This is a genomic window from Bradyrhizobium sp. (genome assembly GCF_004799405.1).
Lineage (GTDB): Bacteria > Pseudomonadota > Alphaproteobacteria > Rhizobiales > Xanthobacteraceae > Bradyrhizobium.
On the sequence record NZ_SSMW01000080.1, the window covers coordinates 35,613 to 49,722 of the forward strand.

At 62.6% G+C, this 14,110-nt stretch carries 16 protein-coding genes and 1 riboswitch; of the genes, 5 read left to right on the forward strand and 11 right to left on the reverse strand.

Going from position 1 to position 14,110, the window contains the following annotated elements:
- Positions 1-13: 13 nt before the first annotated feature.
- Positions 14-1,282, reverse strand: a complete 1,269-nt coding sequence (locus tag E7813_RS12365; protein WP_291574257.1) for an MFS transporter — start codon at positions 1,280-1,282, stop codon at positions 14-16.
- 181 nt (positions 1,283-1,463) lie between these two features.
- On the opposite strand from E7813_RS12365, the gene E7813_RS12370 reads away from it, so the two are divergent.
- Entirely contained in the window at positions 1,464-2,717 is a 1,254-nt protein-coding gene (locus E7813_RS12370; protein WP_291574259.1) for a hypothetical protein, read from the forward strand.
- On the opposite strand, the gene E7813_RS12375 is transcribed toward E7813_RS12370, so the two are convergent.
- The gene (locus tag E7813_RS12375; protein ID WP_291574261.1) at positions 2,712-2,900 is read right to left on the reverse strand and encodes a hypothetical protein; all 189 of its coding nucleotides are present in this window, start codon (positions 2,898-2,900) and stop codon (positions 2,712-2,714) included. The two genes, E7813_RS12370 and E7813_RS12375, sit on opposite strands and share 6 nt — an antisense overlap.
- Before the next feature lie 75 nt (positions 2,901-2,975).
- Between E7813_RS12375 and E7813_RS12380 the strand changes: the two genes are divergently transcribed.
- Positions 2,976-3,218 (forward strand): hypothetical protein, encoded by a 243-nt coding sequence (locus E7813_RS12380; protein WP_291574263.1) that lies wholly within the window; start codon positions 2,976-2,978, stop codon positions 3,216-3,218.
- Positions 3,219-3,225: 7 nt separating this feature from the next.
- On the opposite strand, the gene E7813_RS12385 is transcribed toward E7813_RS12380, so the two are convergent.
- The 3 genes from E7813_RS12385 to E7813_RS12395 form a co-directional block, all read right to left on the reverse strand.
- Entirely contained in the window at positions 3,226-3,507 is a 282-nt protein-coding gene (locus tag E7813_RS12385) for a hypothetical protein (protein WP_291574265.1), read from the reverse strand.
- Positions 3,508-3,741 (reverse strand): transcriptional regulator, encoded by a 234-nt coding sequence (locus tag E7813_RS12390; RefSeq protein WP_291574267.1) that lies wholly within the window; start codon positions 3,739-3,741, stop codon positions 3,508-3,510.
- Positions 3,742-3,949: 208 nt separating this feature from the next.
- Positions 3,950-6,190, reverse strand: a complete 2,241-nt coding sequence (locus tag E7813_RS12395) for a TonB-dependent receptor (RefSeq protein ID WP_291574269.1) — start codon at positions 6,188-6,190, stop codon at positions 3,950-3,952.
- A 113-nt stretch (positions 6,191-6,303) separates the two neighbouring features.
- Positions 6,304-6,503, reverse strand: a riboswitch (cobalamin riboswitch).
- Between the two features lie 153 nt (positions 6,504-6,656).
- Here E7813_RS12395 and E7813_RS12400 point away from each other — a divergent pair.
- The 3 genes from E7813_RS12400 (at position 6,657) to E7813_RS12410 (ending at position 9,323) form a co-directional block, all read left to right on the forward strand.
- A complete protein-coding gene (locus tag E7813_RS12400; protein WP_291574517.1) occupies positions 6,657-7,682 on the forward strand; it encodes an iron ABC transporter permease in 1,026 nt (341 codons plus the stop codon).
- A complete protein-coding gene (locus E7813_RS12405; RefSeq protein ID WP_291574271.1) occupies positions 7,679-8,461 on the forward strand; it encodes an ABC transporter ATP-binding protein in 783 nt (260 codons plus the stop codon). The genes E7813_RS12400 and E7813_RS12405 overlap by 4 nt, the downstream gene beginning before the upstream one ends.
- A 61-nt stretch (positions 8,462-8,522) precedes the next feature.
- Positions 8,523-9,323, forward strand: a complete 801-nt coding sequence (locus tag E7813_RS12410) for an ABC transporter substrate-binding protein (RefSeq protein WP_291574520.1) — start codon at positions 8,523-8,525, stop codon at positions 9,321-9,323.
- 113 nt (positions 9,324-9,436) lie between these two features.
- On the opposite strand, the gene E7813_RS12415 is transcribed toward E7813_RS12410, so the two are convergent.
- The 6 genes from E7813_RS12415 to E7813_RS12440 all read right to left on the reverse strand — a co-directional run bounded on the left by E7813_RS12415 (position 9,437) and on the right by E7813_RS12440 (position 14,108).
- Complete coding sequence (locus E7813_RS12415; RefSeq protein WP_291574272.1) at positions 9,437-10,477, reverse strand: MBL fold metallo-hydrolase; 1,041 nt, start codon at positions 10,475-10,477, stop codon at positions 9,437-9,439.
- Positions 10,478-10,539: 62 nt separating this feature from the next.
- Complete coding sequence (locus tag E7813_RS12420) at positions 10,540-11,010, reverse strand: heme-binding protein (RefSeq protein ID WP_291574522.1); 471 nt, start codon at positions 11,008-11,010, stop codon at positions 10,540-10,542.
- Positions 11,011-11,063: 53 nt separating this feature from the next.
- Complete coding sequence (locus tag E7813_RS12425; RefSeq protein WP_291574274.1) at positions 11,064-11,516, reverse strand: DsrE family protein; 453 nt, start codon at positions 11,514-11,516, stop codon at positions 11,064-11,066.
- A gap of 13 nt (positions 11,517-11,529) precedes the next feature.
- A complete protein-coding gene (locus E7813_RS12430) occupies positions 11,530-11,946 on the reverse strand; it encodes a hypothetical protein (protein ID WP_291574524.1) in 417 nt (138 codons plus the stop codon).
- A gap of 65 nt (positions 11,947-12,011) precedes the next feature.
- On the reverse strand, positions 12,012-13,757 hold the full coding sequence (gene soxB, locus E7813_RS12435; RefSeq protein WP_291574276.1) for a thiosulfohydrolase SoxB: 1,746 nt from the start codon (positions 13,755-13,757) through the stop codon (positions 12,012-12,014).
- 27 nt (positions 13,758-13,784) lie between these two features.
- A complete protein-coding gene (locus E7813_RS12440; protein WP_291574278.1) occupies positions 13,785-14,108 on the reverse strand; it encodes a hypothetical protein in 324 nt (107 codons plus the stop codon).
- Between the last annotated feature and the right edge of the window lie 2 nt (positions 14,109-14,110).

Consider the following 14,110-nt stretch of genomic DNA (forward strand, 5'->3'; position numbering starts at 1 on the left):
TGGCACCGCGCTGTCAACCGCCGCCGATGATGCTCAGGGATGCATCGGCCTTGTCGGGCGTTCGGGAACTGACTTGCGGGCTGCGGTCGGTGGCGAGCGACAGCAGCACGGTAAGGATCATGAAGATGACCGAGGCGCCGAATACCCAGTGCGGCAAATTCTGGTCCATGATCCAGCCAAACAACAGCGGACTGACAATGCCGCCGAGGTTGAAGCCGGTGGAGACGATGCCGAAGGCCCGCCCCGCCGCTCCCGGGGGTGCCGCGTTGCGCACCAGCATGTCGCGCGAGGGGGCGATCACGCCGCCGAGGAATCCGGCCAATCCCATTGCCATCGTCAACAGCAGTGAGGGCAGCATGACCGTCGCTATGACGAACACGATGGCGGCATTGATCGCAAAACAGACGGCGGCGACCTGTCCATGGCGCTGGGTGCGGTCGGCGAGAAAGCCGCCGGCGAGCACGCCGATCGCGCTAAGGCCAAGGAACGCCGTCAGGGCGATATTGGCTAACGAGAACGATACGCTATAGCCGCTCATCAGCGCGACCACGCCGAAATTACCGATCCCGGCATTGGACAGGCTGAGCAGCATGAAGAACAGCGTCAGCACCATGATGGTCGGCGTGACGATGCTGGGCTGTGGTAGCGGCGCGCCGCCGGCGTTGCGGTCGGCGGCGCTCGCATCGGGAATACCGACGATAACGAGCAACAGGGCCACCAGCGGTCCCACCGCGCCGGCCACGATCAGGGCGCCAAGGCCTCCGACCGTTGCAACAAGTGCGGCCACGATGGCGGGTGCGACCGCGCCGCCGAGGAAGCCCGCGAAAGTGTGGATCGAAAACGCGCGGCCCATCCGCGCCTCATCCATGTGGGCCGACAGGATCGCATAGTCCGCCGGATGATAGACGCTGTTGGCGAGCCCCAGCAGCACGGCGCTCGCGATCAGCCATGAATAGCTCAGATGCAGGCCGAGCATGATCAGCGCCAGGCCGCCCAGAGTGAGGCCCATCAGCAGGATTTTGCGGGCGCCGATACGGTCGGCAAGATAGCCCATCGGCGCCTGGGTCACGCCGGAGACGACCGCATATATGGTCAGCGCAAAGCCCAGTTCGATGTAGCCGACGCCGAGTTGCTGTTTCAGAAAGGGGAACAGCATCGGCAGCACGAAGATGTGGAAATGGCTGACCCAATGGGCCGTCGAAATCGCGGCCAGCGTGCGCAGCGATGAATCGGCCCTTGTCTGGCTCTTTGCTTGCGGCGGTGCGGCCAGAACGTCGACCATCTCGGATTCATACCCCGTTTGAACGTAACGGCCCGGCGAGGCCTGACGCTTAATATCGGTTGTGCCGGTTATTTGTCCATGAATGTGGCTGCATGGCAGCCCTCGCGAGAGCCGCCGGAACCGGCAGAGGCGCCGTTGAATTCGCAAGACAAAGCCGTATCCGCCGGGAATGATGTCCGGCATGGCCAGTTCAGCTTATGCCCAACAACCGCTCCGGGTGCTTGTTTCCGAGGGCTCCTCGACCTCGGCGCGGGAGGCGATCACAATCCTGGGTTTGTCGGGCCATAGGGTGGAAGTCTGCGATCCCAGCCGGTATGGCCTCGCCAGATTCTCGCGATTTGTCGAAAAATTTCACATTTGTCCGGCATTGCGGGACGATCCAGCCGGGTTCCTCCGCTTCGTCGAGACGCTGCTGGCGGCGCGGCATTTCGATGTGTTGCTGCCGATCCACGAACAGGGATTTCTGTTCGCGCGGGTGCGGCAACGGCTGGAGGGTCGCGTTGGGCTCGCGCTGCCGGAGTTCGAGAACTATCGCACCGTGCACAGCAAGGCCGGATTCAGCCGACTGCTCGATGAACTGGGATTGCCGCAGCCGGCGACGGCAATCGTGAAATCCGCCGGCGAACTGCGCGCCGCCGCCCGCTTTCCCTGCATGGTCAAGACCTCCATCGGCACCGCCAGCCGCGGCGTCTGGCGCGTATGCACCGGCGATGAATTGACCGAGGCGATGCGCGAACTCGATGCGATCAGTGCGTTCGACGGCGAGGTGCTGGTGCAGGAGTTCGTCGCAGGCGCGACCGAGAAAGCGCAAGCCGTGTTTTGCCGCGGCGAACTAAAGGGGTTTCATGCCTACCGGCAAATCGCCGCCGGCGCGGGCGGCGGCGAGGCGATCAAGCAAAGCGTGACGCGGCCGGTGGTGCGCGCGCACCTCGCGAGGATCGGACAACGGCTCGGCTGGCACGGTGCCTTGTCGGTCGACTACATCCTGTCCGATGATGACGCCACACCGCGCCTGATCGACTGCAATCCGCGGCTGGTTGAACCGATGAGCGCCTATCTTGCCGGCGTCGATCTGGTCGGGCTGTTGCTTGAAATCTCGCTGGGCCAAACGCCGCAAGGAGCGCCGCCTGGCCGCGAGGGCGTGCGGACCCATCTCGCGATGCAGGTGCTGCTCGGATGCGCGTCGCGCGGCGGCACACGGCGCGACATCATCGTCGAGTGCTGGCGCCTCCTGAGAGGCAGCGGGCCCTATGCCGGCAGCAGCGAGGAGTTGACGCCGGTGCGGCTGGACTGGCTCAGCGCCGTGCCGCTCGCGGCGACCGCGATATCGCTATTGGCGGTCCCGAAGCTGGCGGCGACGCTGGCGAAAAACGGTTTTGGCGCGCATCTGCTCGATATCAGAAGCATTGCGATCATCGAGCGGGGAAATCTATAGCGGTTGGTCGTCGTCGTCGCTGCGATCGCGTTTCGGCGTCGCGATGTCGCAATCCTCGATCTCGTCGTCCTCGCTCGGTCGCGGCGCCGGCTTCCTTGATTTGCCGCCGTCCGGTTTGGGATTGTCACCCTTTTTGCCGGTTCCGCCCACTTTGTTGCCCTTGATCGGATGCTTTGAGCGCATATTAGCCGTTACTGGACAATCTTTCCTGCCTTTTTCCGGCGATCGGTGTAAAGGGAGGCCAACCGGGAGCCCATGATGAAAAAGCCGAAGATCGAGACAGAAGAACAGCAGCCGCGCAAAATCATTCGCGCCGATAAAGCGCCAACCGACGGCTACTCGCTGGTGGTCGACGGTCACTTTAAGTCGCACCATGACACGCTCGAAGCCGCCGAAGAGGCGGGCATGGCGTTGAAGAACCAGTATCAGATGCTTCAGGTGCAGGTTTACGACGCTGCGACCAAGACGCGCTCGATGATCGAGTTGCCCGCGCCGGTATAATACCGGTTCAGGTCCGCCGGCCGCCGCTTTGCTGGCCTGCCAGCCAATCCGCCAAGGCTGGGCCTTTTTCGCCCGATTTTTTTGATTTGGCGCGCGGCTTCTTGACCGTTGCGACCGGCGTAGGCTGGGCCGCCTCGCGGGCAAGCCGCAACGCCTTCAGCTTCGCCATGTTGTCGGTAACGGCTTTCAGCGCGGCGTCGCGCTCGCTCCTGCCGGTTTTGGCGTCGTTGGCCGCGCGTGCCGCTTTGTTGAAACGCGCGTCGGCGCGGTTGCGATCTTCCTGTGTCATTTAAATCGATTTCTTTTTCTTGGGCTTGGCCTTGGCTTTGGGTTCCGGTGGCTTGTCGCGGTCGGCGGCTTCTTTCGCCAACCGGATCGCCCGCAGATTCGCTGTCCGTTTTCGGATCGCGATGTCTGCCGCCGCAATATCCGCCATCGCCTTGATGCCTTCGGCATCCTGGGCAAGCTTTCGGTTCAGCCGGATTTCTTTCAGTTCGGCGGCGCTTTTCGGTTCGTCATTCATCGAGTGCCTCAAAATTCGCGGGGATGCACATTAAGGTGCGGCGAGCCGCGCTGTAATCTTACCATGCATTGGGCCGCCAAAGGGGCATCTTTGGGCGGAATCGAACGGAAAAGCGCCCTTTTCGGCCTGAATCGGTCTTCATGGTGAAGGGTAATGCCCCTGCGACCGGGTCAAAACCTTTCGCGCAGGCCTGAACAGGCTCTACCGGTCAGAATGTCGCGCCGGCCTTGAGCATGTACGTGCGGCCCGGAAGCGGATAGGCACTGAAGACGCCGGGCGTGAACGCGCTTGCGACGGCGTAGTCGTAATACAGCACATTGAATACGTTGTTTATGCTCAGCGACCAGAAGTACCGGTCATAGGCTCCGCTCAGCTTGAAATCGACGGTGGCGTTGGCCGGAATCAGCGGCTGATCGTTGGACTGATCGTTATCCATGCGGCGGCGGCTCCAGTAGCGCACGGTGGCATCGACCACGAGATATTTTTGCCAGGCGTTCCAACTGACGCCGGCGCTGGCCGTATAGCGCGACACCAGCGGAACGTCGTTACCTACAAACGGACCTTCCCGGTACACCGCGCGGGTGTAAGCAAAGCCGCCCCGGAACAGCAGGGTATCACTGGCGCGGTAGGTCGCACTGGTTTCGGAGCCGTAGCGGCGGGTGGGATCCAGGTTGTAGTCGATGAAGTTCACCGGATCGAAATGAATCTCGTTCTTCAGATTCATGTCGTAGATGCTCGACTGCATCTCGAACCTGCCGGCCTTGATGCGAAATCCTGCTTCGACGTCGTCTGACGTCTGTGTCTTCAGGTTGAAAGTAGGCGGCACCGGGGGAAAGAAAGTGACTGAAGCGCCAATTCTTTCGTCGATGTTGGGCACGCGGAATGCGCTGGCGGCGCGGCCGAACACGGAAAAAACCTCGTTGAAGCGATGTTCGATGCCGACGTGCAGAGCGTGGTTTGTTCCAGTGGTATCCAGCGGCGCAATCTGCGACTCGCCAGAATATCCCGGCGCGCTCGGGTTGAGCGTGTCTCGCGCCGTTGCGCTGGTTTGCTGAAGTCGCGCGCCATAGGAGAAATCGGTGGTCGGAAGGATTCCAATGGTCTGTTGCCAATAGGCGGCAAAGGTCTTTTGAGTGCCGTTATAAACGTCGAGCGGTGCTGCGCCCTGGAATTCGGACCGATTCGAATGATAGGTCGCATCGTAAAAGTCGAAGCCGGTCAAGATCGCGGAGGGTAATCCGAACGCCAGGTTCTTGATGCTCATTCTGGGAGTGAGCGACCAGGTTACCAAGGTAGTATCGACGTAACTAAAGGGCGTCGCGCCCGAGAAGAATTCCGCCTGTTGCATCTTGTCGCGCACACCGCCATCGACGATGAGGTCGGCGCCATTCCACAGCGTCTTGGTGAAGCCGGCTGTGGCATTGGCGCCCTGCTGGTTGGCGTAGTTGAAGGGCGTGCTAGTACCGGTTCGGTCGTTGACAAGTTCGTTGGAGCCAGCGTCCGGAAAGAAGGATGGCGCGACGTTGTAACGGCCGCCGGGGAGTCCGAGGTGCTGATTGTCTCCGGATACGTTGAAGAACGCGGTGAAGTCCGGCGTAGTGTAGCGGATTTCGCCGACGCCATTTTCCTGCTTGAGAGCGTTATTGGCTCGATATCCGTCGGAGCTGATGCCGTTTCCGAAGAAGGACGTCGACCATGGGCCCGAATTTGTCGTGACCGAAACCGCACCCAGGACCTGGCCGAACGACCCGACACCGCCTTCGACGCGTCCTGACACCGGCGGACCGCTGACGCCGGTCTTTGTAATGATATTGATGACGCCGCCGACGGCATTGTCGCCATACAGCACCGCGCCGCTATTGCCCCGCGTTATTTCGATGCGCTCGATCGAATCGCGCGGAATGGTCGAAAAGTCCACGCCCTGCAGATCGATGTCATTCACCCGGCGGCCGTTGATCAGAAGCAGCGTATTGGCGGTCGCGAATGCCCCAAATCCCCGCAGGTCAACCGAGGTGCCTGCGCCGCCCACGCCTCCATACAAGCTCTGAAGCTGCACGCCCGGGACCTGCGCGATGATCTCCGGCAAGGTCTGGGCCGGCGAGCGCGCAATATCTTCGGCGGTGATGACCGTCGCCGATGCGCCGACGATGCCGCTGAATTGCCGGACGGGCGGTGTGGCGTTTGTTGGCGCGGCATTTGTCGGCGCGGAGTTGGGGGTGTTGCTGGTCGAGGCGGCCGGCACCGCGCGGCGCGAGCCCGTCTCTTGATCGGTTGTCGGTTTGGCACGGGTTCGGGTCTCGTCTACCGGCGCGCTGACCACGACCGGCGGCAACGATGTCGGAGGTGGCGCGTCCTGCGCCCTGGCGGCGGAAACGCTCAGGAAAATAACAGGCACAAAAAACGCAAACAGACAGGCGTGGCGCCGCTGTGCGGTGATAAGGGAAGACATGGTTGGGGCCTCGGCATGACGTCAGTGGCACGTCACAGCGAACCAAGTCTCACCATCGTGCTCTGGGCACCACCGGTGAAGCTAATGTCTGTACTCCCCGACCGACATCTTCGCGTGTGACCACGGCTGACGGCAGGTCTCCTGGCTTGCGGGTCGTTACCTTTCGCCGCCTTCCCAGGACCGAGATTCCCAGTGGCATATGACGAAAGATTCACCGCTTACAGTTGCGGGGGCAGCCGCGGCATTGGGGAAATCCCCGCACCGCATTCCCTTTTGATCCCCAAGTGAGGGAACCGTCGGGAATTATGCTAGAATTTTGTCCAGATCAGAGTCAATCCCGTCACTCCCGGCTCGCAATCTTGACTGGACGGGTGCGTCTTTTTTGCCGCATTAGCTCTGTTGTCCGGCTGAAATCAGGTATCAGCACGTGGCCGCTTGAGGACAATTGATGAGCATTCAGAGCGTCATGGCGACGACCGGCATTGACGCCCGCCGACGTGTAAGCGTGATGGCGGCGCTCTCGATCCTCGTCGGGCTTTTGGTGCTGGCCTCGCTCGGGATCGGACCGGTACGGCTATCGCCGCTGACCGTGATCGATGCGCTGTTCGGCGGCGGCAGCGACGTGCAGCAGGTGATCGTGCGCGAGATCCGGTTGCCCCGTGCGATCCTGGGATTCGCGATCGGCGCCATTCTCGGTCTTTCCGGCGCGGCGTTGCAGGGGCTGCTGCGCAATCCGCTGGCGTCGCCTTCGCTGTTCGGCGCGCCGCAGTCGGCCGCCTTCGGCGCGGTGCTGGTGATCGCGCTTGGTCTTGCCGATGTGCGGTCGTGGGCGTTGCCGGTCGCGGCGATTGCCATGGCTTTCGTCTCGGTATTCGCGCTGCTGGCGGTTGCGGGCCGCAATGCCGGATTGCTTATTCTGATTTTGGCGGGCCTGGCGATCTCGAGCCTGGCGGGGGCTGCGACCGCGCTGGTGATGAACCTGTCCGGCAACCCATTCGTGGTGCTCGAAATCGCGTTTTGGCTGCTCGGCTCGCTGGAGGACCGCAGTTTTCGCCACGTCACGTTGGCGCTGCCGTTCATCGTGGCGGGCGCGATCATTCTGTGGAGCCAGCGCAACGCCTTTCGCGCGCTCAGCCTCGGTGAGGAGACCGCGCAAAGCCTTGGCGTCGATGTCGGCCGGTTGCGGCTGCTGGTGATCCTCGGGGTCGCGCTCGGGGTCGGCGGCGGGGTCGCGGTATCCGGCACCATCGGTTTCATCGGTCTGGTCGCGCCGCATCTGGTACGGCCGCTGATCGGCCACGATCCGTCGCGGTTGCTAATTCCCAGCGCGCTCACGGGTGCTGCGCTGTTGCTGGCGGCCGATATCGCCGTGCGCATCATTCCGTCGACCAGCGACATCAAGGTCGGGGTGCTGACCTCGATCATCGGCGTGCCGTTCTTCCTCTATCTGATCATGCGCGAGCGTCGTGCCCTCGGTGGAGGCGTCGCATGACCGCGTCGGCCTTTCTCACCGCGCGAGGCCTCAACGTAAAGCTCACCGGCCGTTTGGTGCTGAACGATATCTCGCTTGCGCTGTCGCCGGGGCACCTGGTCGCGTTGGTCGGACCGAACGGCGCCGGCAAGACCACGCTATTGCGCGCGCTGGCCGGACTGGTGCCGTCCGATGGCGTGATTCATGTCGGTGGCGACGTGCTCTCGTCGCTCGCTTTGCGCGAACGCGCGCGACGGTTTGCCTATCTGCCGCAGGGTCATATCGTGCACTGGCCGCTGCCAGCGCGGGATATCGTGGCGCTCGGCCGTTATCCGCACGGGGCAACCGACCCGGCGCGGTTGACGGCACGAGATGCCGAAGCCGTGCTGCGGGCGATGCAGGCCACCGATGTCATGGAGTTCGGCGAACGCCGCGTCACGGAATTGTCCGGCGGCGAGCGCAGCCGTGTCGCGCTGGCGCGTGTGCTGGCGGTAGAAGCGCCGGTGATCCTGGCGGACGAGCCGACATCGTCGCTCGATCCGCGTCACCAGATCGACGTCATGAAAACCCTGCGCCTGGTCGCCGACCAAGGCGTTCTGGTCATCGTTGTGACGCACGATCTCGGGCTCGCCGCGCGTTTTGCCGATACGGTGCTGGTGTTGTCGGATGGACGCCTGGTTTCGCAAGGCGCTCCCGCCGAGGCGCTGTCGGAACAGGTCATGGGCCAGGTGTTCCGGATCAGCGCCTATCGTGCCGAATATCAGCGCGAGGCCGTGATCGTGCCCTGGGCGGAAATTTGATGATCCGATGAGCAGGCAGTCAGGAGCTTTATTCCGGTCGTTGGCCGTCGCGGCCGTGGCGATGCTCGGGCCATCCATGCCGGCGCGCGCGGCGGGTCTGCCGCGCATCGCGTCGATGAATGTCTGCACCGATCAACTGCTGCTTACACTTGCCGATCCCGCACAAATCCTCGGCCTCAGCCGCTACGCGCGCGACAGCTTTCAATCCTGGGCGGCAGACGATGCGCGTCGATATCGGACTCTGTCGGGCGGTGCGGAAGACGTATTGGTGCTCAGGCCCGATGTCGTGGTCGCCAGCCTGTTCGACAAGCGCTCGACGCGAGAGCTTCTGAAAGAGAACGGGCTTGATCTCGTCGAATTCGCCGTGCCGCGGAACCTAGACGAGGTAAAGGAGCAGATTCGCCGGATGGGCGACATCGTCGGGCATCCCGACCGCGCGGCGGCGGAAATCGCCCGGCTTGACGACGCGATGGCGCATGCGCGGCAGGCCGTGGCGAACAGACGCTATTCAGTGCTGCCGCTGTCCCGGCGCGGCTGGGTGTCGGGCAGCGACAGCCTGGTCAGCTCGCTGTTGACCGAGGCCGGTTTGTTCAACGCCGCCGGCGATCTCGGCATTACCTTCGACGGCTACGCCTCGCTCGAAGCGATCGTGAGCCTGAAACCGGATTTCATTCTGGTGTCGCAGGCCGGCGACCGCGCGGAAGACGACGGCAGCGCCTTTCTGCTGCATCCGGCGCTGCAGCGTTTTTATCCGCCGGCCAGGCGCATCGTCATCCCGGACCGGCTGACGGTGTGCGGCGGCGTGATGCTGGCCGACGCGCTGGATGTGCTGGTCAGGGAGTTGAAGCGGGTGGAGCGATAGGAAGTTTTAATCGTCATTGCGAGCGAAGCGAAGCTATCCACGAAGCGGCAAAACAAGGTTGGATTGCTTCGTCGCTTACGCTCCTCGCAATGACAGCAGACGACGAGGCTTGCTCACCCCGTCTGCACCGGTCCGCCGGCCTTCTTCCATGCGTCGATGCCGCCGGCGATGTGCGCGGTGTTGGTCAATCCGGCCTCCCTGGCGGCGGCGACCGCCATGGCGGAGCGTTCGCCGAACGCACAGAAGAACACGACGCGGCGTCCGGTTGCGGCGGCCACTTCGCGCAACATGCCGCCCGGTTGCAGGTTTTCGCCGATCGCGGGGTAGGGCGCGTGCAGCGCGCCCGGCAGCGTGCCGTGCTTGGCGCGTTCGCTGTTTTCACGCAGATCGACCAGCAGGATGTCGGGCCGCCCGAGGCTTTCGATCGCCTCGCGGGCGTTGAGCGCAAGGCCTTGTTTGGCCAGGTCGTCCTGATGCAGGCCGACATGCATATTGGCAGGTACCGCCACATCCATCATTTTTGGATTCGGCAGCTTCAGATTGTTCATCAGCTCGACATATTCATCCATCGAGCGCACCTGCAGCCGCGGATTGTATCGTTTCTCTTCGCCGATGGTGGAGACGGTATCGCCTTTGTAGTCGTGGGCCGGAAAGACCATGGTCTCATCGGGTAATTTCAGCAGCCGGCCGAAGATGGATTCGTATTGCGCCCGGGCGCTGCCATTCTGGAAATCGGTGCGGCCGGTGCCGCGGATCAGCAACGTATCACCGGTGAAGACACGATCGCCCATTAGATAGCTGTAGGAGTCGTCGGTATGGCCCGGCGTGTACATCACGTCGAGGCTGAGGCCTTCGATCATCACCTTGTCGCCATCGGCGACCCGCATCGCCACCACGTCGGCCTTGCTCTGCTCGCCCATGATGGTGACGCAATGGGTGCGGTCGCGCAGTTCGCCGAGTCCGGTGACATGATCGGCGTGCAGGTGGGTATCGACGGCCTTGACTAGCCTGAGGTCGAGCTCGCGCAGCAGCTGACAGTAGCGATCGACCTTCTCCAGCACCGGATCGAGGATCAGCGCTTCGCCGCCGGCGCGGCTGGCCAGCAGATAGCTGTAGGTTCCAGAAACGCTGTCGAATAGCTGGCGGAAGATCATGATCGGTCGCGTCTGTTGCTGGGCGGACAATAGCTGATTTTCGAAAGCCTCACCGCGTTTTTTCAGAAATCGATCTTGTCCCGGATGGCGTCGAGTCCGGCCCTGGCGCAGGCTTCGTCCTTGTCGCCGCCGGGCGCGCCGGATACGCCGATGCCACCGAGCAGCGTGCCGCCGGCTTCGATCAAGAGGCCGCCGGCCAGCATGGCGATGTGCGGCAATTGGGCAAGGCCGGAGGACATCTGTCCCGACCTGACCGACTTCTCGAGGTCGCTGGTGGTGGCGCGAAAACTTAAGGCCGTATAGGCCTTGCTGGTTGCGGTTTCGGCGGCGGGCAGGCCGGCAAAGCGATCCCGCAACATCACCTGCGGCTGGCCGAAACGATCCACCACCGCAACCGCGACCTGGAATCCGTTGTCGCGGCATTGCTTCAGCGCGGCCTGCGCCGCCTCCAGTGCCACTTCCGGCGACAGCGATTTGTAGACCACGATGGCGTCGTCGCTGGCCGTCGCAGGCCAGGCACCCAGCGCCAGCATCACGGCAGCGATCCCGGCCGGATATCGCATCGCGGGTCTTTCAGGCTTCACGGCTACGGCTTGACATAACTCCAGCCCTGTTCCTGCAGCTCCATCAAATGGACGACGCCCGAAGGAACGATGGTGGCTTCGGGCAGCACGGAGATCGCGTGACCTTCGGTCTTCTCCATGCCCTGCTTGGTGTGGTTGCACGCGGAAAACTGGATTTTGCCGGGAAACGCCATGTCCTTGAGGCGCTTGATACGGTCTTTTACCGGTGACGTATCGGCCCGCAGCATGTGGAGGCCCGGACCATAGGCGACGACATCGAGGTCCACGTCTTCATTCTTCGCGCGATAATATTCGATCACGTTGGTGGCGTTGTTCAGCACCAGGTTCATGATCTGCGGATCGTTCTGGTCGATCTGGATGGTGACGCGATGCGGTTTGCCGTCGGCCGCGAAACCGGCCGAGCCAAACCCGATCGAGAGCAAGGCGATGATCGCCAGGCGAAGAAAGCCGCGCATGATCTGAAACTCCTTATGGCCGCACCAGTGTATACCCATTTTCGGTCAGCGACAGAATTTGCCCGACACCGACCTGAACCGGCGTCGCGGCGGGGATAATGTCCGGCCGCTTGCCGGTTTCGCGCTCGACGGTATCCACCGTGTTGAGGCAGACATCGACGCGCACACCTTGCGCGACCAGGCTCTCGACCCGCTTGCGGTTGGCATTGTTGGTGCGAAGTAAATCGATGCCCGGGCCAAACGCCACCAGTTCGATGGCAACCTTGTCGGGATCGTAGAACTTCAACAGATTATAAGCGACGCTGATCACGAGGCTCTGTTTTTTGGGATCATTGTCCGAAATCTGCAGCACGACGCGGTGCTCGGCGAACGGCTTGTCCGGCAGCGGCGCCTGCTGGGCGAAGCTGGCGGACGGGATCATGGCCAGCATCAGCGCCGTTCTCAGCGCATTGCCGAGAGCGCCGATGATCGTCCGTCGATGCCTCCTAGAATGTGTCATCCCTGTCCTGCGATGCCCGGATTGTCGTCGACGCCCTTCAAGGTGACGCCGGTGACGTTCCGATCCGGCATTTTTCGGGAACGGAGATGGTGGGCAAAGACATCCCACACCGGCGTTCCCTTGAGATCATTGACCGAGGCCCAGCCGGCCACCTTGTAGCTCTTGCCGGCCTCGATGGCGCGGCCATTGTCGAGCTTCAACTCCGATATCCGGTGCCCGAGCGATTGCGCCGGCGTGCAGGTATAGGTGAAGCCGCCGACCCGAACCATGTCGCCGCCCTGCTGGTAATAGGGATCGGGATTGAAAAGATTGTCGCAGATGTCCTCGAGGATGTCCTTGATCTGGCTGCCGGTCATGCGCTGGAGGTAGGTTTCCGGATAGGTGATCGCGGTTTCCGCCAGCACGTCTTCCATCGTCAACGGTCCCGGCAGCACGCTGGTGCCCCAGCGGAAGCCCGGCGATAGCGCGATCTCGGCGTCCAGTTCGCCGCGCAATGCGTCGCAGATCATTTGATCCATGGTGCCGCTGAAATTGCCGCGGCGATAGAGCAACCGGTCCGATGTCGTGATCTTCTCGGCATAGTTTGCTGCCTGCGGGCCGCGCAGCCTGTCGATCAGCGCCTGCATCGCGGCATCCGGCTTGAGCAATTCCGAGAATACCGGAAGCAGCCGGTAGCGGACGTCGCTAATCTTTCCCTTGGCGATTTCGAGGTCGAGCACGCCGAGGAATTTTCCGTTCGAACCGGCATTGGTCACCAGCGTGACGCCGCCGGCATTGCTCACGGCAATCGGCTGCGGGATAGCGTCATGGGTATGGCCACCGAGAATGACGTCGATGCCGCTGACGCGGCTGGCAAGCTTGAGGTCGACATCCATGCCGTTATGCGACAGCAGCACGATTGCATCGACCTTGTCATTGGTGCGCATCGCATCGACCAGTTTCTGCAATTCGTCGTCGCGGATGCCGAAGGTCCAGTCCGGTGTAAAACGTTTGGGATGGGCGATCGGCACGTATGGAAAGGCTTGCCCGATCACCGCTATGCGGTGGCCGCCGATTTCCTTGATGGTGGCGGGCTTGAACGCGCGTCCGGAGGCGGCATCGAATGCCTTGGCGTCGTTGAACGCGGCTTCTTCGGTGAGGAAGACATTCTGCGCCAGAAATTCGCCCTTGAAGCGCTCGAGATTGCCGCGCAAGGCGGCTTCGCCATAGGTGAATTCCCAGTGGCCGGTCATGGCTTCGATGCCAAGCAGATTGGCGGCCTCGACCATGTCGGCGCCCTGCATGGCATTGGCCTGTCCGGTGCCTTGCCACAAATCGCCGCCGTCGAGCAGCAGCGAACGTTCCAGTCCCACGTCGCTGCGCAGGCGCTCGATCAGTGTTTTCAGATGCGCGAAACCTCCGAGTTTGCCGAATCGAATCGCGGATTTTTCGAAATCGAGACAGGTGAAGGCGTAGGCTTCGGCGCTGTCGGATCTGATGCCAAACCGCTCGAGAAAAGCGCGGCCGACCAGATGCGGCGGCCGTCCCTGCATCGCCCCGATCCCGAGATTGACGCTCGGTTCGCGAAAATAAACCGGCTGCAACTGCGCATGGGTATCCGTCATGTGCAGGATGCGCGCATTGCCGAAGCGCTCGAGGTCGTAGACGCCGGTGGTGTCGGCGCCGCGTGCGCGGCGCGGCAGTCCGCCTGCGAGCGCGGCAGCACCGGAGAACTTGAGAAAATCACGGCGGCGGATGGTCATGCGATGTCTCCGCGCGTCCGGGGAAGTTCAGCGTATCGCACGATCTTTCCAGGCGTCTTTTTCGCTGGTGGCCTGGAAGATCGAAGCCTTGGCCAGCGCTTCGGCTTCCCTTGACTGCGACACGCCCGTGTCGAAATCACCGGCATCGGCTGCCTTTTTCGCGGCGGCCAGCGCCGTCGCCGTCACCGTCCATTGGTCGCGCAGCGCGCCGGCTTCCTTGTTGGCGGTTTCTGCGGCGGCGTAGGCGGTTTTGAAATCGGCCTCGGAGGCTGCGGCCATCGCCGATGTCGCGGCCGCCATCAGCAGTAGCGACGCCAGCACCAAGCGGGATATCCTCGTGATGTTTCTCATGA

Excerpts from the sequence above, each read along its gene's own strand:
- E7813_RS12410 (WP_291574520.1), top strand. The coding sequence starts at position 8,523 with ATGCTCGGGCCATCCATGCCGGCGCGCGCGGCGGGTCTGCCGCGCATC.
- E7813_RS12375 (WP_291574261.1), bottom strand. The coding sequence starts at position 2,900 with ATGCGCTCAAAGCATCCGATCAAGGGCAACAAAGTGGGCGGAACCGGC.
- E7813_RS12420 (WP_291574522.1), bottom strand. The coding sequence starts at position 11,010 with ATGCTGGCGCTGGGTGCCTGGCCTGCGACGGCCAGCGACGACGCCATC.
- E7813_RS12440 (WP_291574278.1), bottom strand. The coding sequence starts at position 14,108 with ATGAGAAACATCACGAGGATATCCCGCTTGGTGCTGGCGTCGCTACTG.
- E7813_RS12415 (WP_291574272.1), bottom strand. The coding sequence starts at position 10,477 with ATGATCTTCCGCCAGCTATTCGACAGCGTTTCTGGAACCTACAGCTAT.
- E7813_RS12370 (WP_291574259.1), top strand. The coding sequence starts at position 1,464 with ATGGCCAGTTCAGCTTATGCCCAACAACCGCTCCGGGTGCTTGTTTCC.
- E7813_RS12365 (WP_291574257.1), bottom strand. The coding sequence starts at position 1,282 with ATGGTCGACGTTCTGGCCGCACCGCCGCAAGCAAAGAGCCAGACAAGG.
- E7813_RS12380 (WP_291574263.1), top strand. The coding sequence starts at position 2,976 with ATGAAAAAGCCGAAGATCGAGACAGAAGAACAGCAGCCGCGCAAAATC.
- E7813_RS12430 (WP_291574524.1), bottom strand. The coding sequence starts at position 11,946 with ATGCTGGCCATGATCCCGTCCGCCAGCTTCGCCCAGCAGGCGCCGCTG.
- E7813_RS12385 (WP_291574265.1), bottom strand. The coding sequence starts at position 3,507 with ATGACACAGGAAGATCGCAACCGCGCCGACGCGCGTTTCAACAAAGCG.
- E7813_RS12405 (WP_291574271.1), top strand. The coding sequence starts at position 7,679 with ATGACCGCGTCGGCCTTTCTCACCGCGCGAGGCCTCAACGTAAAGCTC.
- E7813_RS12425 (WP_291574274.1), bottom strand. The coding sequence starts at position 11,516 with ATGCGCGGCTTTCTTCGCCTGGCGATCATCGCCTTGCTCTCGATCGGG.
- E7813_RS12400 (WP_291574517.1), top strand. The coding sequence starts at position 6,657 with ATGGCGACGACCGGCATTGACGCCCGCCGACGTGTAAGCGTGATGGCG.
- E7813_RS12395 (WP_291574269.1), bottom strand. The coding sequence starts at position 6,190 with ATGTCTTCCCTTATCACCGCACAGCGGCGCCACGCCTGTCTGTTTGCG.
- E7813_RS12390 (WP_291574267.1), bottom strand. The coding sequence starts at position 3,741 with ATGAATGACGAACCGAAAAGCGCCGCCGAACTGAAAGAAATCCGGCTG.
- soxB (WP_291574276.1), bottom strand. The coding sequence starts at position 13,757 with ATGACCATCCGCCGCCGTGATTTTCTCAAGTTCTCCGGTGCTGCCGCG.